Source organism: Vibrio misgurnus, assembly GCF_029635775.1.
Lineage (GTDB): Bacteria > Pseudomonadota > Gammaproteobacteria > Enterobacterales > Vibrionaceae > Vibrio > Vibrio chanodichtyis.
The window spans coordinates 1,136,859-1,161,531 of the sequence record NZ_CP113241.1 but is presented as its reverse complement, the minus strand read 5'-3'; the positions used below and the strand labels follow the sequence as shown (position 1 = coordinate 1,161,531).

Below are 24,673 nucleotides of genomic sequence, written 5' to 3'. Positions count from 1 at the left end.
TATGAACAGACATCAATTTCAGCCGAACCTGCCACCGCCAGTCAATCACACCGGGTTAGTCCGTTGGCTACATAAAAACTTATTTAATGGCCCGTGGCACACGATGGCGACGTTAGTTTTAGGTTATTTCGCACTGCAAGGTATTTGGCAGCTTGTTGATTGGGCAATCATTAATGCCAACTGGCGTGGTACCACCCGTGAGGATTGCACGCTCGATGGCGCTTGTTGGGTATTTATTCGTATGCGCTGGGAGCAATTTATGTATGGTTTCTACCCAGCCAGCGAACTATGGCGACCACGGCTGTTTTTCTTTACGCTCGCGCTCTTAATCGCCTTACTGGCCTATGAAAAAACACCGAAAAAAGGCTGGCTCTGGCTATTTTTCGTCAATATCTATCCCTTATTTGCCAGCTTGCTACTCTATGGCGGTATGTTTGGACTCAAGGTAGTCGAAACCCACCAATGGGGTGGATTGTTAGTCACTTTAATCATCGCTTTAGTCGGCATCATTGCTTCGCTACCGATTGGCATCGTGTTGGCCTTAGGACGACGCTCTAACATGCCGATCATTCGCAGTTTGTGCACCGTATATATTGAAGTATGGCGGGGCGTTCCACTGATCACGGTGTTGTTCATGGCCTCGGTCATGCTGCCGCTGTTTTTAGCGCAAGGCAGTGACATTGACAAACTGCTGCGTGCCTTGATTGGAGTTGCAATGTTTAGTGCTGCTTACATCGCAGAGGTGATTCGTGGCGGTCTACAAGCGATCCCTAAAGGCCAATACGAAGCGGCCGATGCACTCGGTTTAAGCTACTGGAAAAAAACCGGGCTAATCATTTTGCCGCAAGCGCTGAAAATCACCATTCCGCCGATTGTGAATACCTTTATTGGCCTATTTAAAGATACCAGTTTGGTGCTGATCATCGGCATGTTCGATGTATTAGGCATCGGCCAAGCCGCTAACACCGACCCGAATTGGCTCGGCTTTGCTACTGAAAGTTATGTTTTTGTCGCGTTAGTGTTCTGGATCTTCTGCTTTAGCATGTCGAGATATTCGATTTGGCTCGAAGGCAAACTCCATACCGGTCACAAACGATAAGTCACTTTGCAAGGAATCTAGTATGACGCAACCACTCAACGCTCCTTTGATGATCCAAATTACCGATATGAATAAGTGGTATGGCCAATTTCATGTCCTGAAAAACATTAATCTAGCCGTTAAAAAAGGTGAAAAAATCGTCATTTGTGGCCCCTCAGGCTCGGGCAAATCCACCATGATCCGCTGTATTAATCGTCTTGAAGAGCATCAAACTGGGCAAATTACCGTTGCGGGTCACCAATTAACAGCAGATTTAAAAAACATCGAATTGGTACGCCGTGAAGTGGGTATGTGTTTTCAGCACTTTAATCTGTTTCCTCATCTCACGGTTTTAGAAAATTGTACCCTCGCGCCGATTTGGGTCAAAAAAATGCCCAAGCAACAAGCGGAACAGATCGCGATGAAATACCTGACCCGGGTACGGATTCCTGAGCAAGCGGATAAATATCCGGGCCAGTTATCCGGAGGTCAGCAGCAACGGGTGGCGATTGCCCGTTCACTGTGCATGAATCCACAAATTATGCTGTTCGATGAACCAACCTCAGCACTTGATCCAGAAATGGTACGCGAAGTGCTGGATGTGGTGGTCGAACTGGCAGAAGAAGGGATGACCATGCTGTGTGTTACCCATGAAATGGGATTTGCCAAAGAAGTCGCGGATCGAGTGATTTTTATGGATGCTGGAGAGATCATTGAACAAAACCACCCACAAGCATTCTTTGCCAATCCACAATCAGAGCGTACGCAAAATTTTCTCGCTCAAATTCTGCACCATTAGCGGCCGCCATTGCCATTCAATTCACTAAAAGCCACTAATCCCCGAACAGCCTAGCTAGTAGCTCGGGGATTGAGCTTATGGATTTGCTCAGCATTCACCGACTGTAAAACCCATGAAATATTGCGTTACAACTCATCATCACTTTTGTCATCAATTTTGATTATTATGAGTTCAAACAGCACAAAGGGCTTGAAATTTATAGCCGAGAGCCTCATAACTGTTGCCATGCAATCAGTACTTTTAACAGAGGAAAAGTATGAACACGCCAATGTTTACCAGAACGTCCAGCTTGGAACGGACCCTTGAAACCAACAAGGTTTTGAAAAACACCTATTTCCTGCTTTCGATGACCCTTGTCACCAGCGCAATTGCTGCAATGGCGACCATGGCTATCGGCATTTCTCCTATCATCGCGTTAGTGATGCAATTAGCCGCGATTGGTATTCTGTTTTTTGTGATGCCAAAAGCGATTAATTCATCGTCAGGCGTGGTATGGACTTTTGTGTTTACCGGATTGATGGGGGCAGCCCTTGGTCCAATGCTCAATTTCTATGCGGCGATGCCAAATGGTCCAGTTGTGATTGCTCAAGCACTCGGCCTGACCGGTATGGTGTTCCTCGGTCTGTCGGCTTACACCATCACCAGCAAGAAAGATTTCTCTTTCATGCGTAATTTCTTATTCGCAGGCCTGATCATTGTGATTGTTGCTGCACTGATCAACATTTTCGTTGGTTCAACCGTCGCTCACTTAGCGATCAGCAGCATCTCAGCGCTGGTGTTTTCTGGTTTCATTTTGTTTGATACCAGCCGCATCGTGCGCGGTGAAGAGACCAACTATATTTCAGCCACTATCTCGATGTATCTGAATATTCTTAATCTGTTCACAAGCTTACTGAGCATTCTCGGTATCATGAACGACGATTAATCCAGCGTTTGATCTCGCTCTAGGCCCGATGGAAAACCATCGGGCTTTTTTGTACTTGAGCCTTAGCCTGAGCTTCGCTACCCTAGCCCCAATTCTCCCATCTTAGAATAGTGAATATGTTTGAATATCAAGGTCACACGATTGAAACCGATGCACAAGGTTACTTACTTGATTCGACCCAATGGCAACAAGGGATGATTGCCCTACTTGCGGAGCAAGAAGGCATTGAGCTGACTGATGCACATTTAGAAGTCGTGCTTTTTGTCCGTAATTTCTACGCTGAGTTTAAAACCTCTCCGGCGATTCGTATGTTGGTCAAAGCACTGGAAAAGCAGCACGGTCCAGAAAAAGGCAACAGCAAATATCTGTTTAAGCTGTTTCCTAAAGGCCCAGCCAAACAAGCCACTAAGCTCGCGGGTTTACCCAAACCGGCTAAGTGTTTATAGAGCACGTACGGGTTGCTAAAAATGCAACCCGTGTGTCGCCAACCAGCCGCACGGCAATTTGAGAAAAAATAGCGGCGGGCAGCTCGTTTGATTACCACTACTACAAAATAGCAAAGCCAACATAGCGTTGTCGCGGCAAAGAGACCGAGCGTGTCACCTTAGTGACTCTGGCCGTTTTGGGGCCAATTTGTAACCAAGCATATAATTGGTCCAACTCGGCTAATCCGCCGCACGCAACCACCTCCACTTCACCCGAAGGCAGATTTTTAGCATAACCAGTGAGCCCTAACTTCAAGCCCTGATGAGCGGTGTGGTAACGAAAACCGACGCCTTGCACATGTCCTGCAACAATAAATTGGTGACACTGTTTATCCATTGCTTCACTCCTCGTCAACTCAGTAGCTCAGCCCGGTACTGAACCATTGACAACCGATCATCCGCGGCTGCCTGTAAAGCATAGTCAAGATAGCGCTCCTCCCCCACCATATCCTTCCGACTTGAAGCTGCAGCGGTGTTGGCGACGTTCGCTCACCCCAATCACATAGTTTGCCTATGCTTATGGGGATTCACTCACTTGCCGCCTACCTGCAACTCCAAGTTGTTTGGGTATAAACTGGCTCAATATGATGATTGTGGCTAAATAAATCGCACCAACCACTGAGTGAGCAAGCATACGGCTTTCCTTTGCTTTTCTGGCCCAGTTCCACGACAATAGCCGCCCTGTTTATTTCGATCTGAGTAGCGTAATGACTCCAGCAATTTATTTGGTCAAAGGCCGTGACAAATCTTTGCGCCGTAAACATCCATGGATTTTTTCTCGTGGGATTAGCAAAGTCGAAGGAAACCCAACCTTGGGTGAAACCGTCGATGTTTACTCCTTTGAAGGTAAGTGGTTAGCTAAAGCGGCCTACTCACCGCATTCGCAAATCTCAGCTCGGGTATGGAGCTTTGAACCACAACCGATCGATTGCGCCTTTTTCATTCAACGCATCCAACAGGCTCAACTGCTGCGTAGCGATATTATCCAACGTGATGGATTAACCGGTTATCGTTTAATTGCCGCCGAATCTGACGGCTTACCCGGCATCACCATCGATAAATATCAAGATTTTCTGGTCTGCCAACTGCTGAGCGCGGGCGCGGAATATCATCAGCAAACCTTAATCGATGCCCTGCGCCACTGCTTCCCTGAATGTCATATTTATGAACGTTCCGATGTGGCAGTACGCAAGAAAGAAGGCTTATCAGAGCGGGTTGGCGTATTGCATGGTGAGTTGCCACCTAAATCAGTCGTGATTGAAGAAAATGGCGTCAAAATCAGCGTTGATATCGTTGGTGGACATAAAACTGGTTTTTATCTGGATCAGCGTGATAGCCGTTTGCAATCGATGAAATATGTACAAGATAAAAGCGTGCTCAACTGCTTCTCGTACACCGGTGGTTTTGGCTTGTATGCGCTCAAAGGCGGAGCCAAACGCGTGATCAATGCCGATGTGTCGCAACCTGCACTGGATACGGCCAAGTTCAATGCCGAATTAAACGGTTTTGATATCAGTAAAAAACGCGCGGTATTCTTAAATGCCGATGTGTTTAAATTGCTGCGCGAATACCGCGATCAAGGCACTCGTTTTGATGTGGTGATCATGGACCCGCCTAAATTTGCTGAGTCAAAAGCGCAGCTTGATGGTGCCTGCCGTGGCTACAAAGACATCAATATGCTCGCGATGCAGATTTTAAATCCAGGCGGCACTTTGCTCACCTACTCTTGCTCTGGTCTTATGGATCAAGTGCTGTTTCAAAAAATCATTGCTGATGCCGCTCTCGATGCTGGGCGTGATGTCAAATTTGTGGAGCGCTTTGAGCAAGCCGCCGATCACCCAACCGATACCGCTTATCCAGAAGGTTTTTATCTCAAAGGCTTTGCTTGCAAAGTGTTATAACGAGCGAATAAGCCGCTGTTTGGTTGCAAAATCCAGCACGGCCATCAAAAAACGATCTCAATTGAGATCGTTTTTACTCAGCCAATTATTTTCGACCTTAGTCAAACAAAAATCGAAGTACCCCATCACTCACCTGGCTTCAACACTCTTCAAGCACGTCTTTTTCACCCTTTATTGATTTAACGCATCGCCTAACGCTGCAATTACAGGCATGGTGACGGCTTCTATTTTTTAGAGGTATTCCTATGAGCCTGATTAATACCCAACGCTTGGTTGACCACTTTCTACAACTCATTCAAATTGACAGTGAAACTGGCAATGAAAAACAAATTGCTGAAACACTGGCGGAGCAATTAGGTGAGCTTGGTTTTACGGTGCACAAACTGCCGGTTCCTGCAGACGTCTCCAATGGTTTTAACCTGTATGCACGCCTCGATGGCACTCTTAATGATAGCATTCTGTTTAGCTGCCATATGGATACCGTAGCACCGGGCAATGGTATTGAACCCATCATCGAAGATGGCATTATTCGCTCTAAAGGCAATACGATTTTAGGTGGCGATGACAAATCGGGAATTGCTGCCATCTTAGAAGCGGTACGCGGATTAAAAGAGCGTCAACAAGCGCATAAAACGATTGAAATCGCGTTTACTGTGCATGAAGAAGGTGGTTTAAAAGGCTCTGAACACTTTGATATGAGCCAAGTTCAATCCAAAACTGCCATCGTATTAGATACTGGTGGCCCAATTGGTACTATCGTACGTGCCGCACCAGGTCAACAAACGATTACCACTGTGATCAAAGGTAAACCGGCTCATGCTGGCCTCGTTCCGGAAGATGGGATCAGCGCGATTGCCGTAGCCGCCGATGCGATCACGCAGATGAAACTATTGCGTATTGATCAAGAAACCACCGCCAATATTGGTATTGTGCAGGGTGGTCAAGCGACCAATATTGTGATGCCTGAGTTGAAAATTGTTGCAGAAGCTCGTTCATTGAATGACGAAAAACTGGAAGCGCAAGTGCAGCACATGATTGAAACTTTCGAGCGCGCGGCACAAAAACATGGCGCTCAAGTCGAGATCACCTCAACCCGTGCTTATAACGCGTTTAAGTTAGCAGACGATCATCCGCATATTCAAGCGATAAAAGCCAGTTTTAGCGCGATTGGTATTGAGCCACAAACCAAGCTCAGTGGTGGCGGTAGCGATGCCAATAACTTTAATGCTAAAGGCTTAACCACGGTTAACCTCTCAACCGGTATGGCGAAAGTGCATACCACCGAGGAATATATCGCGATTGCCGATATGGTCAAAATTGCCGAATTTGTTTGTGCTTACACCACTGCTTAAATCCATTTAGGCCCACAAAAAACCGGAACATCAACGGTTCCGGTTTTTTGTATTTGCTGATGTGGATTAATTCGACGTATCCGTTACTAAGTCGGACTTGCTGCGTAAACGTAGTAAACCCACAAACAACAAGATCAATAATGGATAGCGTAAAGTTGCACCAATCAAAGTGTACAATCCACTATAGCTAAACGGCTCAATCGCCGATGAAATTCCCTGATTGACCACCAGTAAGCTCACGATCATCAGCAGAGCATCGCGCAATGAAAGTACGCTTGGCGCAGGTTTAAGCCAAGTGACCACACCTGAAATCGTGACTAATACCGCCAGCCACTGAGTAAAGATCGGCTGTGGCCAAATAACCAGTAGCATTGCACAACCGATCGCCAACCCCCACCAAATCGGCTGGGTGCTTAATAAAGCCCTAACATTCACCTCAGGTTTGAGATCAAGCCGGATAATATGCCAAGCCACTAAACCACCAAACAGCGCGCCGATGGCGATATCACTAACAAAAGCGCTAGCCGAATAAAAAGAGGCCAATGCTAGCCAAGCAAAAATAGCACCCCATAGGCGCATCACCCAACGTAAAGTCAACTCTTCTCGCGCATGCCACAGCAGCACACCAAAGCAACTCCATAGTGCAATCGGTAAGTTTGGGAAAGAAAAACCGTGACTAGGAAATAATTCCAATCCCGGCTGATAAACGTGCGGTTTTACTAAAGCAAAACCTTGCTGAGCGACTAAGCAAAGTAACGAGGTCACGCTCATAGCAAATAAGATTTTGTAGCAATATGCTTTACCTAGTTGCCAATACACTAATGGCAATAGTACTAGGCTAATCACTGGCAGGCTAAAAAGCATACCGGTTAAGATTAAATTGGGTAACCACGGCATAGAATTTTGCAGCCAAGACAGCGCATGTTGTAGATGGTTGAGCCACTCCAGTTCGACTTGCTGAAAGCGTGGTGCAGCCCGACTCAGTTCAACCACATAATCGACCGCTTGATCTTCGGCTTGTTTAGCAAAATCAACAATCGCTGCCCATTGCTGGGTATAGCGATACTGCTCGGGTTTGATATGACGAGGATTGATCAACATCGCCGATACGGTTTCTACACCATAATCCGGAGCAAACCAGATTGGCAGCTCATTGCCACCTAAAGCATTTTGATAAGAATAAGCAATGATCTGCGATTCACTGACACACTCATACACTAATGCCGTAGCAGTCTGCCCCAATAAACGTTCAACAGAAACGACCATGCCTGTTTCTTGCCAAGTTTCCCGTTGCGCCGCCATCGGAGGTGTTTCTCCGGCTTCAATTGTGCCTCCAGGCAATGACAGTTTTCCGGTCAAAACTTCTTTGGTTAACACCAACTTATTATCCGCTCGGATCAGACACAGTGCACCACGATAAGCGGCACTATCCCCTTGATTCGCTTGCACCCAATCAGGTGCTCCAATACTCAAAAAAACCACTAACACCAGCAAAAGTACGCGAACATGTGCCAACAAGGTACGATTTCCTTTTAAAAAATGAACTGACTTAAACCAGCGGCTTACGCAACCAATGAATATGCTGAACAAATCCAGCGCCCTGATAAAAATCTTGCGCGCTACGGTTAAAATCCCACACTTCAACAAACATCTGTTTGACGCCGTAATCTTTGAAAACATGCTCTAATTTATGGCATAACTGACTGGCAATCCCTTGACCACGAAATGCTGGAACCACATAAAGTTCATCAACACTGCCCATCGACACTGGCTGGCTGACGGTTGAAATCAGCTCACAAAAGTGTCCCGAAATAAAACCAACCAATTGCCCTGCATGCTTAGCCACATATACCAAACACTGAGGATCATCCAAATAGCGAGCAATACTCTTTTCTTGTTCAATCTCGTGGGCGGTTTTGAAATGTTCAGGACTCTGCTGATGGTGCTCATCATGCAATTCAAACATCAATTGATTGAGTTGCTCTAAATCGGCACTGCTCGCCGCCGAGAGTGATAGCTGGGTCATGGTGTGATTTTCATCAATTTATTGTGGAACGAAATTGTATAGGAAGACCTAATAAAAATCAGCTCAGTGAATAATGATTTACTGCTATCCGCCTGTTATCCGCGTTGCATAAATGAGACGAGCACCAAAAATATTACTCACCGCGCAAGACACAAGCCAGGTTTAAGCTCGATCGGTGTATAGTTTATTGATTTAGATTAAAATTTAACCACTCGATAAATAGATTACCATCGCGATGGTTGGCGTTATGGCGTAACAAATAATGGCGAGTTTCACAAGCGATGCGCCAGTCTCCCACCAACACTAATTCACCTCGATCGAGAAGCTGTTGCACTAAAATGTCTTTGACTAATAAGACACCTAATCCAAATGTGGCCGCTTCGATGGCGAGTAATGAGTGATCAAACTGCATAATTGGCTTACTCACGGACTGATCATAGCCCAAACTAGCCAACCAATATTTCCAATTTTCTCGATAGCCAGAGGTTGCCAATTTGGCCGCTTGTGCCAAATCGGCCAAATCATTAATCGGGTGCTGCTGTAAATAATCCGGGGCGGCAACCGCAATCCAATGCTCATCAATTAAGCATATGGCCTCCGTTTGCTCAATCGGTAACGTACCATTAATGATCTCAATATCGGCACGCTGATTAGAATTGGGGTAAGGGTTAGAGGTAGTGGAAATTTTCAGTTCAATTTGTGGATTTTGTTGTCGAAACTCAGCTAAGCGAGGGATCAACCACTGATGACAATAACTCTGGGCAATGTGTAGAGTCAATAAGCGGCGGCGCTTGCGTGCAAATAGCTGCTCGGTTCCAACCGAAAGGGAATCAAATACCTGGGTCAGTAACGGTAAGTAATATTCAGCTTCCTCCGTCAGCACTAATTTAGAGCCACTGCGTTCAAACAAGGTCGCATTAAGATAAAGTTCTAACTGTTTAACCTGCTGACTGACTGCCGCACGCGTCACGTTGAGCTCAGCCGCCGCGTTGGTCAGGCTTTTGAGTCGAGCGGCAGATTCAAAAGCCTTAAGAGCATTCAGTGGCGGCAAAAAACGTTGCCAGTGTTGGTCAAAAGCGCGAGGCGACATAAATAAACGATGTAGTGAAACCAACGTTTATACTGCCAAGCAAATATGACAATCCGGTTACACCACCTTATCCGCCTTACCGGCAGCTCCTGCCAATTTAGCTAACCATTTATCCCAAATCATCGGCTTGCGTTCTTGATCTTCAGCCTCTTCTTTGCGGCGCACCGCATTTCGGACCAACATCGCCCCTAACCAACGAATCGGCTCTGGTGGAAATTGTCCTAGTGGGCCTTGTGCTAAACCGCATTGCGACCAAATATCTTGCCGCTCAAGCACCAGTGAAGTCAGAATTTTTGCGCCAATCCGAGTTTGTGCCACACCATTACCTGAGTAACCAAAACCGTACACAATGTTTTTCTGCTGATCCAAATGGCCAAAAAATGGCAAACCGGTCACTGAGCGATCCGATGCTCCGGTCCAATGGTAAGCAAACTGACTCTGATTAAGATCTGGAAATAGCTTTTGGAATGAAGCCGACAGCAATTCAACATAATTACTCGGTTTATTAAACATGGGATCGACGCGATTCGCGTAAGAAAAATGGTTGCCCCCTTTGCCGAGCATCAAACGTCCATCCACGGTATCACGGTAATAATGCACGAAGATACGTGAATCAATCACCGTGGCTCCAGATCTTAGCCCATTACTGGCTAACTGTTGTGGGATGGGATCCGTTATCAACATATCGGAAGAGACCACCACCACACTGCGTTTAAATTGCGTAAAATGTTCCACCATCCAAGCATTGAGCCCTAGCACCACTTTCTGCGCTAAGATTTTGCCGTTGGGAGTGTGAATAACCGCTGGCGAGCCAAAATCTAACTGCTGCATTGGCGTGTTTTCATAAATGTGCACACCCAACTGCAGCGCCAGTCGGCGTAGTTCTCTGACCAGTAATGCAGGCTGTACACTGCCAGCAGCCGGAGAATAATACCCTTCCAGATGTTGCTGAGATCCAGAGACTGCCGATAATTCCGACTTGGTACAAGGTTGCCAACTGTTACAACCGAGCTGAGTTAGTTGCTCAACAATTGGCGCCATTTGCCCTTGTTGTGCTGAATTGGTCGCCGTGTAATAAGTGCCATGGCGCTTTAATTGCGCTTCAAGTTGATGGTCGAGGCAAAATTGTTCTATTTCATAAACCGCATTTTCTGACTCAGCCACCAACCATTTGGCTTGTTGCTCACCAAATAAGCGCTTGAGAGTGGGATACTTAGTTGACCACGTCAACAAACAGCCGCCATTTGCTCCCGAAGCTCCACTTCCACACAACCCTTTATCAATTAAAGCAATCTGTAAATTTGGCTGCTGTTGCTTGAGCATAATCGCCGTCCATAGCCCGGTATAGCCACCGCCGACAATAGCAACATCAGCGCTGATATCTTGCGTAAGTAATTGAGTATCGAGCGGCTGTTCGATTTCAAGGGCTTGTTTAAACCAGTAAGAGAGATGAGGTGACATCGGCATTTCCTTTATATAATTGCTAAAGAAAATGTAACGTGCTAACCGCTTATCACACAGCAACGATTTCTTGCGCTACGCGTAAGCTTTACTAACGATCATCCTAGCTCATTCACTCTTGGATCAATTTCGATGCTGTCACTAAGTCACTTCAATTGATCATTTATACCCAAACAACTTGGAGTTGTAGGTAAGCGGCAAGTAAGTGAGTCCCAATGAGCATAGACAAACGATGTGATTGGGGTGAATGAACATAGCCAACACCACTGCAGCTTCAAGTCGGAAGGGGATATTGAGTCTAATTGAAAGGAGAAGTTGAGCGAACAGCAGAAAAAATTAAGGCAGGATCACTCCTACCTTAATTTGTACTCGAGTAATAAGATCAGAGTGTTAAAGGTCGACAAGCTTGCTCACTGGGAGCCAGATAAGGCGATAAAATCGGTGCCATTCCTTTCAATACTTGAACTGGCAGGGCTGAAGTAAAGGTAAATTTCTCTGAGTTACTGCCAGCAACATAAGCGGTTAAAGTACCAAAATGGCGATCGCCAAGATAAAACACAAAAGTTGCAGTACGGTTGCGTGCTTGTGACTGCACCACGTTGCCAGCCCGATCCACAGTTTGAATTCGATTATCGCCAGTGCCAGTTTTGCCGCCCATCACTACCGGTGTTCCATCGGGCAATTTAAACACCCCTGAAATACGCCGAGCCGTTCCGGTATCCACTACTTGTGACAGTGCGCCGCGTAACGTTCTGGCGACTTCGACCGGCAACACACGCACCCCTTGAGTTTCCACTGGTGAAAATTCGGTTTCAAACGGAGTATCCTGTGCAAAATGTAGATGGTTAATCCGCTGAGTAGGCACGCGTACACCATCGTTCAAAATAATCCCCATCAGCTCAGATAATGCTGCAGGCCTATCGCCTGAGCTGCCAAGCGCGGTCGCAAGCGACGGAACCAAGTGATCAAACGGATAACCTAAACGTTGCCAACTTTGGTGAATATCTAAGAAGGCTTCAACTTCGAGCATAGTACGCACTCGACTATCGCGTGCATTACGATGGCGAGTTTTAAATAACCAGCTATACACTTCTTGCCGTTTATCGCTGCTTGCTGCCACCACATCATTAAAAGTTGCTTGCGAATTTTCATTCAAATAGCCAAGCAACCAAAGCTCTAACGGATGCACCCGGGCAATATAGCCTTGATCTGGCAGTGAATATTTATCTCGCCCATATTTGTTATACAGTTTTTCCAACTGTTTATCGGTCAGTTTACTACGTGCTGCGGTCGGTAATGTCTGATCCATAAACAGGATAAATTCACTGAGTGAGGCTTCCGTCAGCAAGTAACGGTGTACCGCAGCTAAGCGATCTGCACTGGGTTTTAGCCCCTCCAACAGGGTTACCATTCGCTCATCGACGGTCTTGTCTTTATATTTACGCCAGAAGCGCTGCAAATAAACTCTACCCTCTTTATCAGCAAACTGGCGCAGGTACTCTTTACGCCGTGGATCACTGTCATCCTTCAATAACTGAGCGCGATAGCCTTCACTGTAGAGTGTATAACGCTCGATATCTTTCATCAGACGGACGAAAGGTAAGTTGATCGACTCACGCAAAGCATCACGCAAGGTTGGAATTCGATCATTATCTTCTTTACGAAAATTATTGAAGGTGTGAGTACCGCCACCGGTAAAAAATCGTTCATGAGGACTGGCGGAATATTTTCGATCCAGCGCCGCTTCCAGCATGGTTGAAAGATCTCGTTTTTGGCTGGTTAATAACCACTGTAAAGACCATACACTTAATGTGTCCTGAGCATCGACTAACTGACGACGTAGCTCACTGACCGATAAATCACGATATTTGCTGTGTAATTTGGCCATTATCTCCAGATAAGTGGTCAAGACACGCAGTTTAGCGGTAGAGCCAAGCTCTAACTTACTGCCTTCGTTCAGATCAAACGGTTGATTGGTATTGTCGGTTTGCACACGAACTTTGAACCCCTCATCGGTGCGCTCAAACAGGGTAAAACTGTAACGTACATCGGCGGTTTTTTCTGCCGCCAAGAGCCGATAACCAATGATCCCCACTTCATTGGCAAACCCAGGATTGGCCAATTGTTGCAAGTAGTGGGTGACTGAATTTTGTAATTCAAAATTGAGTGTGGTCGAAGCACGCAGATCCATGCGGTCTAGATCATACAGACTGACACCAAACTGACGGCTTAGATGAGTTCGTGCCGCTAACAACCCCTTGTTGGTATTGACTCGAGTGACCACCGGCTGACGTGCAAAATCGCGAAACTCTAGCTTAGCGGCTAAGGCCGCATCCATTAATGACTGGGAGATCATTTGCTCACGATAAAACAGTCGTAAATGACGGTTAGTTAACTCTTGCAAATCGTCACGCCCCTGCATGGCAAGGTAGTAAGAGGGACGACGGTGAGCAATCATCAGTGCTACCACTTGCCGTAGGGCCAAGCCTTGCTCAGCCAGTTCATTTGAGTGGTTAATTTGTGGATCGAGTAATTGGTTGACACGTTGCGGATCAGCGGCAAACCAAACCCATAAACCATCCCCTAAACCATGCACTTCGCCATAGCCTGGTGCTGCCGATAAGGGAACCGAGTTCAAATAAGCCCAAACCACTAATTGACGCGCTTCTAAAGTATTGGGGCCTAACCGATAAGCGCGGACACTCGCCGATACCATCTGACGAATTTTTTCTTGTGGGCTGTAGGTCAAACCGTCTTGTGAGTGACGATATTTCTCAACTTGGGTCGCGAGCGTACTACCCCCTGCCGCTTGTGCATCTAAATCCAACACTTTACCAACTTGGGTCAAGGCCGCTTTAAAAAAGCGTGGCCAATCAACCGCGGGGTTAACCAATGGATTTTTCTCACTCAGCAAATCGCGGTTTTCAATAAACAGCAAGGACTGCACGACTAAATCAGGGATCGCACTAAACTCGGCATAGTGATGGCCTGGATAACGAAATTGATAAACCGTTTCTGATCGACAATCACTCAGGGTTAAACCTGCTTGCACTTTTTCGGTATAAGGTACAAATAAACCATATTGAGCATAACGTACCAATTCATCAGAAAAACGAACTTGCTGCTTAACCTCAAACCCACGGGCGAGTAAGCGCTGTTGAATGCTGGGTAACGCCACATAGCCTAAGCGTTGATCAAATGGTCCATAGCTGGGAAAAGTAATTTTATCGCTTACGCCTGGTTCCAATTGATAAGTCATACTAGCCGCGTAGCGACTGATTTCACGGGACTGTATGCTTGAGGTTTCCATTTCATGGTATAACGCTGCGCCACCGGCAGTACTGAGGATCAGCAGCGTAAATAGCCAGAATCGTGATTTGGGTTTTGCGCGTCGACGCTTATTTAATATGCGCCGAGGAATCGAGTCAGATGCCACTTAAATTAAATCCATTTAATCACTGAGAATGCCACTACAAAGAAAAGTCATTGATAGTGAATCACGTCAAGGTGTAGAAAGGTGACTGAATTTGACTAACAGCCTATTGGCTTACCGAATCAAAATTGTCCTTACCATTTGCTGAAAACAATACCGTTAAAAACCATCGGTATTTTCAAGACTCTCTACCCTGTATATAACTATCATTACATGACGATCATGATGTTAACAGATTTTAACAAAGAAAATATCTTTTCCAGTACGATTTTGTCACATTTTAGATAATAACCATGTAGTTATTGTGTTTTGCATCGTAAAATGCCCAACGTTATCCCTTTCGTTGAGCATTAAACTTAACCATGCAATCGCGACAGTACCACGGCTGAATCAAGCTCGGGTTGCCACTCGGTATAATCTAATCGCTGATCAAACACATAATGAGTCACTAAACTACGCACACTCGCCGCTAACGTTTGTGCATGCCATGGCTTTTCAAAATAGTGGTGGATACCCGCCGTATTAATCGCATTAATCGTATCACTGTGTGTCGCTTGCCCAGTCAGTAGCACTTTTTTCGTGTGTGCAAAACGCGGATCGGCGCTAATTTCACTCAATAGTTCTACCCCACTTTTGCCCGGCATAACGTGATCGGAAATCACCACAGCAATTTTTTCACCTTGCGCATCAAGATCATCGATTAACGCCAACGCTTCTGCGGCCGATTCACAATCTTCAATATTCAACCAACGGCTCAACGGCTCTAAATCTTGTAACACCGCACTCAGTACTTCGCGTTGATCATCGACGCAAATAATATTCAGCTTATCCATGGTATCCCTCAATTGGTAATTTGATCCTAAAAATGGTTTGCTCATGATCGCTTTTCACCGCCACCGTACCGCCATAGCTGGAGACGATGCGTTTCACAATCGCCAACCCAAGCCCTAACCCAAAAGATAAGCCCTCTTTCTTGGTGGTAAAACTTGGCTCAAATATTTTTCGGCGAGTCACCTCATCAATTTCCGGACCATTGTTGGTCACGGTGATGTACAACTTGTGGCGACTACAATGAGTTTGAATATCAATGCTGGGATCACACGTTTGGGCCATCGCATCACACGCATTTTTGATTAAATTGATCCACACTTGCACCCATTCCGTCGGCGAACCTTTGATGAGCGGTAATCTTCCCGGCCGTATACGTACTGAAACGCGCCGTAAATCACTTTGCAGCAAAGCCAAAGCACGATTAATTGTGCTGTTTAAATCGACGTCTTCATCTAAACGAATATCGGTACGTCCGAGCTGCTTAATCGATTGGACAATCCCTACTGAATGTTTAGCTGCCAATCTTAAATCATGCAAATCTCGCCCCATCTGCCAATAACGAATCGCCAAATGCGGATTTTTCAGCCAATGTGCAGAGAGTTGATTGGCGGGAACCGCCCTAGCTAATTCACGTGCAGTCGTTTTAGGTAATTGATATTGCTGCTCTAACTGTGCACCACGTTCGCGCGCTTCGCTCGATGAGACTTTTTGCCCATACAACAAGCCAAAATCAAAAAATTGGCTGGCTTCTGGGTGCACTTGTTGCAACAGTTCCATGAATAACGTTTCTAAACGTTCGGTTTTACTGCTGACCACGCCGATCGCGTTATTTAGCTCATGGGCAATACCCGCGGCAAGTTGGCCTAATGTGGTCATCTGCTCTGCAGAATGCAATCGTTCTAGCGCCCGCTCTTTGGCTAACGCCTCTTGAGTGGCTCGCCGCTGACGCTGAGATAATTCAGCCACAATCACTGGCATAAACTGACTGCTCAGCGAACCGTATTTGTCGATCTCTTGCACTGGGGTATCCCGATCAATCCATGCCAGTTCAACTTCACTATCGGCAATCACCGTCGAAGAGGCTGTCCATGAACCAGAGAAAAAACTGTGCACTCCAATAAATGCACCGCTCGTGGCAGAAAATACCTTGGTGCGCCGTTCGCCTTTTTCCGCAAAGTAACCTGCCACATGACCACTGCGTAAATAGTACAGCCGATCATTATAGCCATTCTGAGCCAGCAAAATTGAGCCAGCAGGCAAGCGAATGCAGCGCTCTGGATGATTAAAATAACGGGTAATAACCGCGCTGAGATTGGCCATTCGCTTTCCTTAATGACCAACCATATTCAGGATCCACACCATCACAAAACTCATCAACACCCCGATCACACCTAAAATAATCCCAACTTTTGCCATTTGCTGGCTTTGCACATTACCAGTGGCATGGGCCAGGGCATTGGGTGGAGTACTGATCGGCAATGACATGCCCAGCGATGCCGCAAAGGTGACCACCAAAATCAAGGTCACTTCCCCACCTAACGGAGTGAGTGAGGTCATTGAGGCGCCTAATGCCGCCATAATTGGCATCAGTAAGTTCGCAGTGGCAGTATGCGACATAAAATTGGCCATCAGCAAACAGAGTAACGACGCAGCCAAAATAACGATGTAAGGCGAATAGTGATCAAATGGAATACTTTGTACCACCAACTCAGCCAGTCCGGTTTTATCGAGTGCTAACCCTAATGCAATACCACCGGAAACCAGCCACAACACATCCCAAGAGATCATTTTCAAATCTTCTTTACCGATGATCCCAGTGACCGAAAAGACTGCGACTGGAATTAATGCCACCGAGTAAGAGTTCATGCCATGCAGCGAGCCCAGCATCCACAAAATAATCGTCGCCGTAAACGTGATGTAGACAATAATGGCTTTCGGAGTTTTCAAAAACTTGCCTTTGATGGTCAACTCAATGGTTTTCTGCTCAGCTCGGTACAATGCATCGAGCAGAAACCAAGCTATCGCCATTAAAATCACCACAAAAGGAATACCAAATGCCATCCATTCCGCAAAGGTAATTAAGTTATCTCCAACCAAGTATTTTAAGGCGATAGCATTGGGTGGAGTGCCGATCGGGGTACCAATCCCACCGATATTGGCCGCAACCGGAATACACAGTGCAAAAGCGACTCGGCCGGGATCTTTGGGACCAAATAGCGCAATCACTGGCGTTAAAATCGACAGCATCATTGCCGTCGTGGCGGTATTGGACATAAACATCGAAAACACCGCCGTGATCAACATTAACCCTAACATCACATATTTAGGATTATGGCCAAACGGCTTGAGCAATACGCGAGCTAAGTTGACATCCAAACGGTATTTGGTTGCCGCCATTGCCAAGAAAAAACCACCTAAAAACAGCATGATGATCGGATTAGCGAACGTCGCCATAATTTCCGTCGATGTGAGTAACACACCAAATTCGGGCATTCCTTCATCAAGCCGAAACAGAATCAAGCCTTTATCCGATAACATCAGCACTTCGAGCACAATGATCACCACCGAAGTAGAGTAAATGGGGATCGGCTCAAATACCCACAGCAGTGCCGCTAATAAGAAAATCGCGATGACCCTTTGTTGAATCACCGTTAATCCATCAAACGGAAACGCCGTGGTTGGCAGCATCAGCACCAGTAATGGGATCAGCAACGGAATAATATATTTAAGATAAGGGCGTATCATGTTCACTCTTCCTGAGATTTTATTGGATATTGACGAATCGAAGGCACGCGTTCACAGCGGCAAAGGTCATTATTGATAGGTGAAAAAGAAATGTTTGGCGTTAGATCAATGATTAAAGTTTCTAAGCTGAGCAATACCTAAAAGTGAGCTTCAGTTAACAAAATAATCCTTTATTAATAAGCGGCCATTTCAGCTCGTGAGCAGCAATCGGCATGCAACGCTTGCGAGTGGCTATCTCCTATCCCTTTTTTACGGCATAATCAGCGCGCACTTTCTGTCGAGTTTTTCACTATTTATGCCAACGATAAAATCCCCACTGTTGATCGCGATGCTGAGCCTGTTTGCCGCCATGATCACCATTCAATCTGGCGCGTCGATTGCCAAACAGTTATTTCCACTGGTCGGCCCGGGTGGCACGGTAGCGCTACGGATTAGTTTATCCGCTTTAATTTTGCTGCTGATTTTCCGCCCCTGGCGCGCACGCTTAAGCTTGCCACAATGGCGATCAATGCTGATTTACGGTGCCAGTTTAGGTGGGATGCAACTGAGCTTTTATTTCGCGATTGAACGTATTCCACTTGGGATTGGGGTCGCTTTAGAGTTTTCCGGCCCATTACTGCTCGCCCTGCTCTCTTCAAAACGCAAAAAAGATCTGATTTGGGTCGCCTGTGCCATTCTCGGGATTGTCTGTTTGCTGCCAGATATGAATGGCGTTGATGCATTAGATCCGATTGGCGTACTGCTGGCATTGACTGCGGGAGCTTGCTGGGCCGGTTATATCTGGTTTGGGCAACGCGCCGGTAGCGTCGCTTCCGGTGGAGTAACGGTTGCAATTGGCATGCTCGTGGCGGCAGTGATCTATCTGCCGATTGCCACCCAGCTCGCCACAGCATCGATTTTTAGCTGGTCAATTCTACCGATGGCACTGCTGGTTGCCGTAATGTCGAGCGCAGTGCCCTATAGCTTGGAAATGGTCGCCCTAAGTCGCCTGTCAACTCAGCATTTCAGCGTGTTAATGAGCTTAGAGCCGGCGATTGCCGCGATCGCAGGGCTGGCCATTTTAGGTGAGAGCTTGCAATGGAGCCAGTGGTTGGCGATTTTTATGATCATCACCGCGTCGATGGGCTCGACACTTTCGGCAGCCACTAGCGCCAAAGCGGCAACCAACACGAATCCGCACTAACAAGTGCGGATGGTACATGAGTGATCAACCAACGCTGTTTTTTAGCAAGAAACAGTGTTTACAAGGAAAAATCCGGCCTAAGCCGGATTTTTTATGGGTGCAAGCCAAATTTAACGTGGCCTTCACTGCTAAACCACAACACTTCCTTGCGGCGACGGCCAAGCAACAGCGGGCCATCATCATAAAATAAAAAGTTTTTCCAATGGCGTTTAAATACCGACCATTTGGTCTCGATGACATTGTATTTTTCATAGCAGAAATACACTGTAACATCATCTTGCCATGGCAGATGATCCGCAACCGCTTGAGGTAACTGGGGATCGTCACTTTCCCACTCCGCCATCCAACGGGTTTCACCACTCCAACTGTCCGCTTTGCGCGGCCAATCTTGTGAGCTGAAACGCTCTGCGTCTGGACTCATCTCACTGATGTTTTCTTTCCAAAACTGCGCGGCACGCAGTGGCTCCATCGGTTTGATCTGCGCCAGATCTTCCGCAGGCAGCGGCATCGAGGCATGAGTAAAAATCCATTTTCTTTGGTACTGTTCCAAAGGCAAATAAGACATTGAGTTTCCTTAAATATTCAGTAAGCCACGCTGGCTTACTGGTCAATAATTGGTGAGAAAGATAAGCCGATTATGCTTGCCAATTGGGATTGATCAGCGCCATCAGATTATGATCTTGCCACTGGCCATTAATCAGTAAGTAATCTTTGGCATGCCCTTCTGGCATAAAACCCACTCGTTGTAACACCTGTTCACTGCGCTGATTGTGTGGCATATACGCGGCCATAATGCGGTGTAAATTATGTTGTTCAAACATCGCTTGGCAAGCCATGGTCAATGCGCGCGTCATAATGCCTTTACCTTGCGCATCATGTGCTAGTGAGTAACCCACATGACAGGCGTGGAATGGAAAGCGGATCAGGTTATTAAACGAGATAGTGCCTAGTATCACATCATGCTTGGCATCCAAGATCAGCAGATAGTAAGCCAGTTTCATTTTATGCAATTCATGCAGCTTCAGCAGACGCTGTAGCCAACCGGCAACCGTAAAAAATTCAGGGTCACGCTGTGGCTCCCACTCCATTAAGTGCAGGCGATTAGCCACAAAATAGTCGCATACTCGTCTCGCATCGGCAATCTGCGCGCAGCGCACAACGATTTCGCCATCAGTTTGGTAAAAATCCGCATCTAGCTGATAACCGCTAGCATCGGTTTGATCGCGAGTACTGGTGTGGTTCATCAGCGCTTCCTGATCCCATAATCTCTCAATTTATTGGCAATCGAAGTGTGCGATACGTTGAGTCGTTTGGCCAATTTACGGCTAGAAGGGAAAGCTTGGAACAGACGATCCAACACCTGCGATTCGTATTCCTTCATGATGTCATCGAGCGAGCCATCAAGGTTAAGACTAGACGCGGCGCTTACCGTATCGATTTGCGGCAAATGGAACGGCTCAATACCGAGCTCCTCACCGTCAATTTCGGTTAAGGCGCGCAGCACCATATTATCCAATTGACGCATATTGCCCGGCCATGGATATTGGCTCAGTTTATCCAACAGATCAGCACTCAATTTCGGCTTCAGCATGCCAAGTTTCGCACAATGCTTAGTGATAAAGAGCTCCAGCAGCGACTGTACATCACTGGGCCGTTCACGCAGCGCAGGGATTCGTAGCGTCAAGACATTGAGCCGATAAAACAAATCGGCGCGGAAATGGCCAGATTCGGCTAAATCCGCTAAATGATAACGTGTGGCAGCGATCACTCGTACATCGACATGCATTTCGTGCTCTTCACCAACTCGGCGGAAGGTTCCATCTTGCAAAAAGCGCAGGAGCTTAATTTGTAAATGTGGGCTCATTTCGCCGATTTCATCGAGAAATACCGTGCCACCATTGGCTTGTTCAAAGATGCCTTTATGGCCTTGCTGATGGTTAAACGATCCCGGTGCATGGCCAAACAGTTCGGTTTCCGCCACATCATCGGGCATTGAAGCACAGCTCAACACCAAAAATGGTGCGGCAGCGCGATCGGAACGATTGTGACACGCTTTCGCTAGCATCTCTTTGCCGGTGCCAGTCTCGCCTTCAATCAGCAGCGGCTCATCAAGCATCGCCAGTTTCTTGGCTTGACTGATCAAACTTTTATGTCGATTGGAAACACCGACAAAATGCTCAAAGCCTAAGTGATTTTGCAGCGAAAGAGTGCTCGTCGTGGGCAAGCCAGTCGTGGCAGAGCGTAATATCATCATCGCACTGGCTAAAGTGGATTGTTTGGAATCGCCACAAATGTAGACCGGCATGATCTCCATAATATAGTCGAGCCCCTCAATCACCACCTCTTCACGCAGGCGAGCCTTACTGCCTTCAAACCAGCGCGCAAAGTTGAATACGGGTGTCAATGCTGAAATGTGCAAGCCAATCATACTGGCCTCTTCACGATTAAAGAGTTCGGCAGCAGCATGGTTGGCCATATCCACCGCCCCTTTAAGATTGATCGCCAACACAGCATCGGGCAGGTTGTTGAGCAGTGAGATCAACTCCGTATTGTGCCGTTCAATCGGCATAAACTGAATTTTCCGGACATCTTTCACTCCCGGAATACGGCGAATTTCAGCCATTAGTTCGCTAAAGCTTTCAAAATCAAGGTCAGGACAATTGAGGTAAATAATCCCGATCACATCAATTTCAATTCCGCGGAGATCGATACTCTTAGAGGCCAAAATATCTAATAACTCGCGGGTTAGACCAAGCCGGTCTTCACATAGGACTTCAAGGCGCACGGTGCTAGGATCCTGTTTGAAGTGTCACGAAAAGTTGACAGTAGTGTCGCCTAAGGCTGCTGAGGCGTCAAGCAATCCCGGCCAAATGAGTGTAGATTCAACACGCGCGGTCTATTTAGTGATCAATGCGGCGACTTTACTGATCACTTGTTTGCGCACCGCGCTCAATTTAAGCTGTCGTTCTGCATGCCAAGGCAGTGGACGCAGCAAACCCACTGCTTTAATCCCCAAACGCGCGGTCAAAATACCCACCCCAACCCCTTGTCCAGCGCGCACAGAAACCCGTTTCGCCACATCCATTGAAAACAGCTCAATACTGGCTTCAACCGCCAGCTCACTCGCCCCGGCTAAGGCCATGTTGAGCAACACCGCTTTAAACAGTTTGATCCGCGACCAATAACCCAGCTCTACCCCATAGATGTGCGCGAGTTGATCAATCATTGAAAAATTACGCCAAGCCACTAACAGCATATCCGCGATCGCCAACGGGCTAATCGCCACTAATGCTGCCGCTTCTGTGGCATAACGAGTAACAATTTGACTGGCCTGTTGATCTTGCTCTGCCACCACCAAAGCATCATATAAATCGATGATCTCTGCATCACTGTGGCTACTGTGGAGCGAGTTTTGCCAAGCCAGATAACCGGACTGATTTACAACCCCCTGTTTGGCAAGCTGTTGGCAGAATGCTTGCCCTTGCCCCACCCCATCTTGCTTAATCAAAGCTTCTGCTTGCTGCTGGACACTGAAATGTTGTGCTAAACGGCGCAGCTTCCACAGCTCTTTGCCGATCGCGCCAATACCACATGCCGCTAACACGCTCACCAGACTAGTCCAACCTAAACTGAGCCAATCGCCACTATTTATGGCGTGCAATAATGTGTCGATCGCCTGCCATGCCACCAACCCACTGAATGCCCCCAATAGGCCACCCGCCAGCCATTTGCGGCCTTTGCGCGGGCGAATAATCGTTTCGATTTGTGCGGCGAACTCTTCGCCCGGTTCTGCAACCGGCATAGGCACAAACTTTTGTTGGGCATCGAATTGTTGTTGAGCAGTGAAAGTCGGAATTTCAACACTGTCTTGCAGCGGCTGACTAAAAATCTGTTTGGTTTTGAGATCGCTCATCGCAGTTTATCTCCAATCAAAATATCCAGCGCTTTATCGATCCGGATGTGTGGACATGGTTCATCACTGGCGATGGTGAGTGGCCGAAAGGCGCAGAAATCAAAGGCGGGCTGCTGCCAGTACTCAGGTGCAGGCAGTTTGCTCGGCACCTCACCGGGAAATAAAGTGAGCGGTTGTCCCTCAAGGCTGACGCCTTGGATCGCCGCCATTTTGCGATCGCCTTGCATAATGTAACCCGCCTCAGTGGCACGTACCGCTGCCATACTGATGCAGTTCATCTCAATATTTTCATAAGCGGTGTTTTGCCATGCCGGATGGATCATCTGCTGCAGTAATGCGACTAAATTGACATGTTGCTCAGGCGTTACATGGTCAGCTTTAGTGGCAGCAAACAGTATTTTATCAATTTTCGGCGCGAATAAGCGGCGCAAGACGCCACTACGTCCATAACGAAAACTTTGCATGATTTGCTCAAGTGCGCGGCGCATATCTAAAAATGACTCATGCCCTGCATTGAGGGGCGAAAGACAATCTACTAAGACAATTTGTCGATCAAACGTTGCAAAATAGTGCTTATAAAAAGCTTTCACCACTTTATGCTGATACTGCTGATAACGCGCTTGCAATAGCGCATAGTAACTCTGTTTGCTCGCCGGCTGTGGAGCATTAAGACACGGAAAAAACTGTAGCACAGGCGCGCCCGCAAGCTCGCCCGGGAGCACGAATCGCCCTGGTTGTACCCAATGCAAGCCACTGGCTTTGCATTGATGCAGGTAATCGGTATACAGCGCGGCAATATCCGCTAAGGTTTGCTCATTGGCCTCTTGACTAACATCGAGTTGTTCAACCGCTTGACACCATGGCGCAGCGAGCTGCTTACGTAAACCGTGCAGCGCATTGAACTGCTGCGCCGACCAAGTGGCATAGTCCATATCCAGTAGCGGTAAATCCAGTAACCACTCCCCTGGATAATCAATAATATCCAGATACAGCGTGCTGGTGCGGGTGAAGAGTTTTTTGCTGCGCTTTTTAGGCTGGTACTTAATCGCTAAGCGAATTTCACTCACATCTCGCGTAGGCTCTGGCCACAGTGCCGGATTCGCTTGCAGTTGCGCCATAGCTTCATCATACGCAAAACGCGGGACCATCATGTTGCTTTGCGGCACACGCTTCGCACCAATCACTCGTCGTTCGCGAGTGGCTGATAACAAAGGCAAATTGTGATGAGTTGCCGTATGCAGCAATTGATTGACTAACGATGTAATAAACGCGGTTTTACCCGCACGGGAAAGCCCGGTTACGGCCAGACGGACATGAGAATCGAGGCCACGATGAATAAAATCGCTCACCTCTTGACGAACTCGCTGCATGGCTAACTCCAAATGAGGCTTGAACCAGCTCAATCAATACCGTACTGATCAAGCTGGCTCAAAGATAAGTGGTGGGCTAAG

Annotated in this window: 21 protein-coding genes; 7 read left to right on the top strand and 14 right to left on the bottom strand. The window is 47.0% G+C overall.

The genetic code is table 11. From position 1 onward, the window contains the following. Position 1 precedes the first annotated feature (1 nt). The 4 genes from OOK74_RS05515 to OOK74_RS05500 all read left to right on the top strand — a co-directional run bounded on the left by OOK74_RS05515 (position 2) and on the right by OOK74_RS05500 (position 3,248). A complete protein-coding gene (locus tag OOK74_RS05515; RefSeq protein WP_274721929.1) occupies positions 2-1,099 on the top strand; it encodes an amino acid ABC transporter permease in 1,098 nt (365 codons plus the stop codon). A 22-nt stretch (positions 1,100-1,121) separates the two neighbouring features. Then, entirely contained in the window at positions 1,122-1,877 is a 756-nt protein-coding gene (locus tag OOK74_RS05510; RefSeq protein ID WP_274721930.1) for an amino acid ABC transporter ATP-binding protein, read from the top strand. A 256-nt stretch (positions 1,878-2,133) separates the two neighbouring features. Further along, a complete protein-coding gene (locus OOK74_RS05505) occupies positions 2,134-2,802 on the top strand; it encodes a Bax inhibitor-1/YccA family protein (RefSeq protein ID WP_274721931.1) in 669 nt (222 codons plus the stop codon). 116 nt (positions 2,803-2,918) lie between these two features. Beyond that, positions 2,919-3,248 (top strand): TusE/DsrC/DsvC family sulfur relay protein, encoded by a 330-nt coding sequence (locus OOK74_RS05500; protein ID WP_274721932.1) that lies wholly within the window; start codon positions 2,919-2,921, stop codon positions 3,246-3,248. Positions 3,249-3,348: 100 nt separating this feature from the next. On the opposite strand, the gene yccX is transcribed toward OOK74_RS05500, so the two are convergent. Then, positions 3,349-3,624 carry an acylphosphatase gene (gene yccX / locus OOK74_RS05495; protein WP_274721933.1) on the bottom strand — a complete coding sequence of 92 codons (276 nt, stop codon included), beginning with the start codon at positions 3,622-3,624 and terminating at the stop codon, positions 3,349-3,351. A gap of 370 nt (positions 3,625-3,994) precedes the next feature. Between yccX and OOK74_RS05490 the strand changes: the two genes are divergently transcribed. Next, complete coding sequence (locus OOK74_RS05490; RefSeq protein ID WP_274721934.1) at positions 3,995-5,188, top strand: class I SAM-dependent methyltransferase; 1,194 nt, start codon at positions 3,995-3,997, stop codon at positions 5,186-5,188. Between the two features lie 245 nt (positions 5,189-5,433). Then, positions 5,434-6,540, top strand: coding sequence for a M20/M25/M40 family metallo-hydrolase (locus OOK74_RS05485; RefSeq protein WP_274721935.1), 1,107 nt, complete (start codon positions 5,434-5,436; stop codon positions 6,538-6,540). Between the two features lie 66 nt (positions 6,541-6,606). On the opposite strand, the gene OOK74_RS05480 is transcribed toward OOK74_RS05485, so the two are convergent. The 8 genes from OOK74_RS05480 to OOK74_RS05445 form a co-directional block, all read right to left on the bottom strand. Next, positions 6,607-8,058 carry a bifunctional NUDIX hydrolase/phosphatase PAP2 family protein gene (locus tag OOK74_RS05480; RefSeq protein WP_274721936.1) on the bottom strand — a complete coding sequence of 484 codons (1,452 nt, stop codon included), beginning with the start codon at positions 8,056-8,058 and terminating at the stop codon, positions 6,607-6,609. Positions 8,059-8,089: 31 nt separating this feature from the next. Beyond that, the gene (locus OOK74_RS05475) at positions 8,090-8,566 is read right to left on the bottom strand and encodes a GNAT family N-acetyltransferase (protein ID WP_274721937.1); all 477 of its coding nucleotides are present in this window, start codon (positions 8,564-8,566) and stop codon (positions 8,090-8,092) included. Between the two features lie 184 nt (positions 8,567-8,750). Continuing rightward, entirely contained in the window at positions 8,751-9,656 is a 906-nt protein-coding gene (locus OOK74_RS05470) for a LysR substrate-binding domain-containing protein (protein ID WP_274721938.1), read from the bottom strand. 57 nt (positions 9,657-9,713) lie between these two features. Next, complete coding sequence (locus OOK74_RS05465; protein ID WP_274721939.1) at positions 9,714-11,117, bottom strand: FAD-dependent oxidoreductase; 1,404 nt, start codon at positions 11,115-11,117, stop codon at positions 9,714-9,716. 382 nt (positions 11,118-11,499) lie between these two features. Then, positions 11,500-14,553 (bottom strand): transglycosylase domain-containing protein, encoded by a 3,054-nt coding sequence (locus tag OOK74_RS05460; RefSeq protein ID WP_274721940.1) that lies wholly within the window; start codon positions 14,551-14,553, stop codon positions 11,500-11,502. Positions 14,554-14,906: 353 nt separating this feature from the next. Further along, positions 14,907-15,383: a response regulator gene (locus OOK74_RS05455; RefSeq protein ID WP_166013075.1), complete on the bottom strand. Its 477-nt coding sequence runs from the start codon at positions 15,381-15,383 to the stop codon at positions 14,907-14,909. Beyond that, a complete protein-coding gene (locus OOK74_RS05450; RefSeq protein ID WP_274721941.1) occupies positions 15,376-16,701 on the bottom strand; it encodes an ATP-binding protein in 1,326 nt (441 codons plus the stop codon). The genes OOK74_RS05455 and OOK74_RS05450 overlap by 8 nt, the downstream gene beginning before the upstream one ends. Positions 16,702-16,710: 9 nt before the next feature. Further along, positions 16,711-18,123, bottom strand: coding sequence for an SLC13 family permease (locus OOK74_RS05445; protein WP_274722105.1), 1,413 nt, complete (start codon positions 18,121-18,123; stop codon positions 16,711-16,713). Between the two features lie 298 nt (positions 18,124-18,421). Between OOK74_RS05445 and OOK74_RS05440 the strand changes: the two genes are divergently transcribed. After that, positions 18,422-19,309: an EamA family transporter gene (locus OOK74_RS05440; RefSeq protein ID WP_278183227.1), complete on the top strand. Its 888-nt coding sequence runs from the start codon at positions 18,422-18,424 to the stop codon at positions 19,307-19,309. A 91-nt stretch (positions 19,310-19,400) separates the two neighbouring features. Here the strand turns inward: OOK74_RS05440 and OOK74_RS05435 are convergent, their stop codons facing one another. The 5 genes from OOK74_RS05435 to OOK74_RS05415 form a co-directional block, all read right to left on the bottom strand. Beyond that, positions 19,401-19,874, bottom strand: coding sequence for a DUF2947 domain-containing protein (locus tag OOK74_RS05435; protein ID WP_278183226.1), 474 nt, complete (start codon positions 19,872-19,874; stop codon positions 19,401-19,403). A gap of 70 nt (positions 19,875-19,944) precedes the next feature. Further along, positions 19,945-20,553, bottom strand: coding sequence for a ribosomal protein S5-alanine N-acetyltransferase (gene rimJ / locus OOK74_RS05430; RefSeq protein WP_278183225.1), 609 nt, complete (start codon positions 20,551-20,553; stop codon positions 19,945-19,947). Continuing rightward, complete coding sequence (tyrR, locus tag OOK74_RS05425; RefSeq protein ID WP_278183224.1) at positions 20,553-22,094, bottom strand: transcriptional regulator TyrR; 1,542 nt, start codon at positions 22,092-22,094, stop codon at positions 20,553-20,555. The genes rimJ and tyrR overlap by 1 nt, the downstream gene beginning before the upstream one ends. A 111-nt stretch (positions 22,095-22,205) precedes the next feature. Then, complete coding sequence (locus OOK74_RS05420; RefSeq protein ID WP_274721946.1) at positions 22,206-23,222, bottom strand: YcjF family protein; 1,017 nt, start codon at positions 23,220-23,222, stop codon at positions 22,206-22,208. Then, positions 23,219-24,592, bottom strand: coding sequence for a YcjX family GTP-binding protein (locus tag OOK74_RS05415; protein WP_274721947.1), 1,374 nt, complete (start codon positions 24,590-24,592; stop codon positions 23,219-23,221). Before OOK74_RS05415 ends, OOK74_RS05420 begins: the two co-directional genes overlap by 4 nt. Positions 24,593-24,673: the final 81 nt, after the last annotated feature.

Bases quoted from the DNA above. Each gene is read 5' to 3' on its own strand.
- OOK74_RS05455 (WP_166013075.1), bottom strand. From the start codon at position 15,383: ATGGATAAGCTGAATATTATTTGCGTCGATGATCAACGCGAAGTACTG.
- OOK74_RS05420 (WP_274721946.1), bottom strand. From the start codon at position 23,222: ATGAGCGATCTCAAAACCAAACAGATTTTTAGTCAGCCGCTGCAAGAC.
- OOK74_RS05505 (WP_274721931.1), top strand. From the start codon at position 2,134: ATGAACACGCCAATGTTTACCAGAACGTCCAGCTTGGAACGGACCCTT.
- OOK74_RS05485 (WP_274721935.1), top strand. From the start codon at position 5,434: ATGAGCCTGATTAATACCCAACGCTTGGTTGACCACTTTCTACAACTC.
- OOK74_RS05450 (WP_274721941.1), bottom strand. From the start codon at position 16,701: ATGGCCAATCTCAGCGCGGTTATTACCCGTTATTTTAATCATCCAGAG.
- OOK74_RS05470 (WP_274721938.1), bottom strand. From the start codon at position 9,656: ATGTCGCCTCGCGCTTTTGACCAACACTGGCAACGTTTTTTGCCGCCA.
- rimJ (WP_278183225.1), bottom strand. From the start codon at position 20,553: ATGAACCACACCAGTACTCGCGATCAAACCGATGCTAGCGGTTATCAG.
- OOK74_RS05510 (WP_274721930.1), top strand. From the start codon at position 1,122: ATGACGCAACCACTCAACGCTCCTTTGATGATCCAAATTACCGATATG.
- OOK74_RS05415 (WP_274721947.1), bottom strand. From the start codon at position 24,592: ATGCAGCGAGTTCGTCAAGAGGTGAGCGATTTTATTCATCGTGGCCTC.
- OOK74_RS05500 (WP_274721932.1), top strand. From the start codon at position 2,919: ATGTTTGAATATCAAGGTCACACGATTGAAACCGATGCACAAGGTTAC.
- OOK74_RS05440 (WP_278183227.1), top strand. From the start codon at position 18,422: ATGCCAACGATAAAATCCCCACTGTTGATCGCGATGCTGAGCCTGTTT.
- yccX (WP_274721933.1), bottom strand. From the start codon at position 3,624: ATGGATAAACAGTGTCACCAATTTATTGTTGCAGGACATGTGCAAGGC.
- OOK74_RS05490 (WP_274721934.1), top strand. From the start codon at position 3,995: ATGACTCCAGCAATTTATTTGGTCAAAGGCCGTGACAAATCTTTGCGC.
- OOK74_RS05465 (WP_274721939.1), bottom strand. From the start codon at position 11,117: ATGTCACCTCATCTCTCTTACTGGTTTAAACAAGCCCTTGAAATCGAA.
- OOK74_RS05515 (WP_274721929.1), top strand. From the start codon at position 2: ATGAACAGACATCAATTTCAGCCGAACCTGCCACCGCCAGTCAATCAC.
- OOK74_RS05475 (WP_274721937.1), bottom strand. From the start codon at position 8,566: ATGACCCAGCTATCACTCTCGGCGGCGAGCAGTGCCGATTTAGAGCAA.
- OOK74_RS05435 (WP_278183226.1), bottom strand. From the start codon at position 19,874: ATGTCTTATTTGCCTTTGGAACAGTACCAAAGAAAATGGATTTTTACT.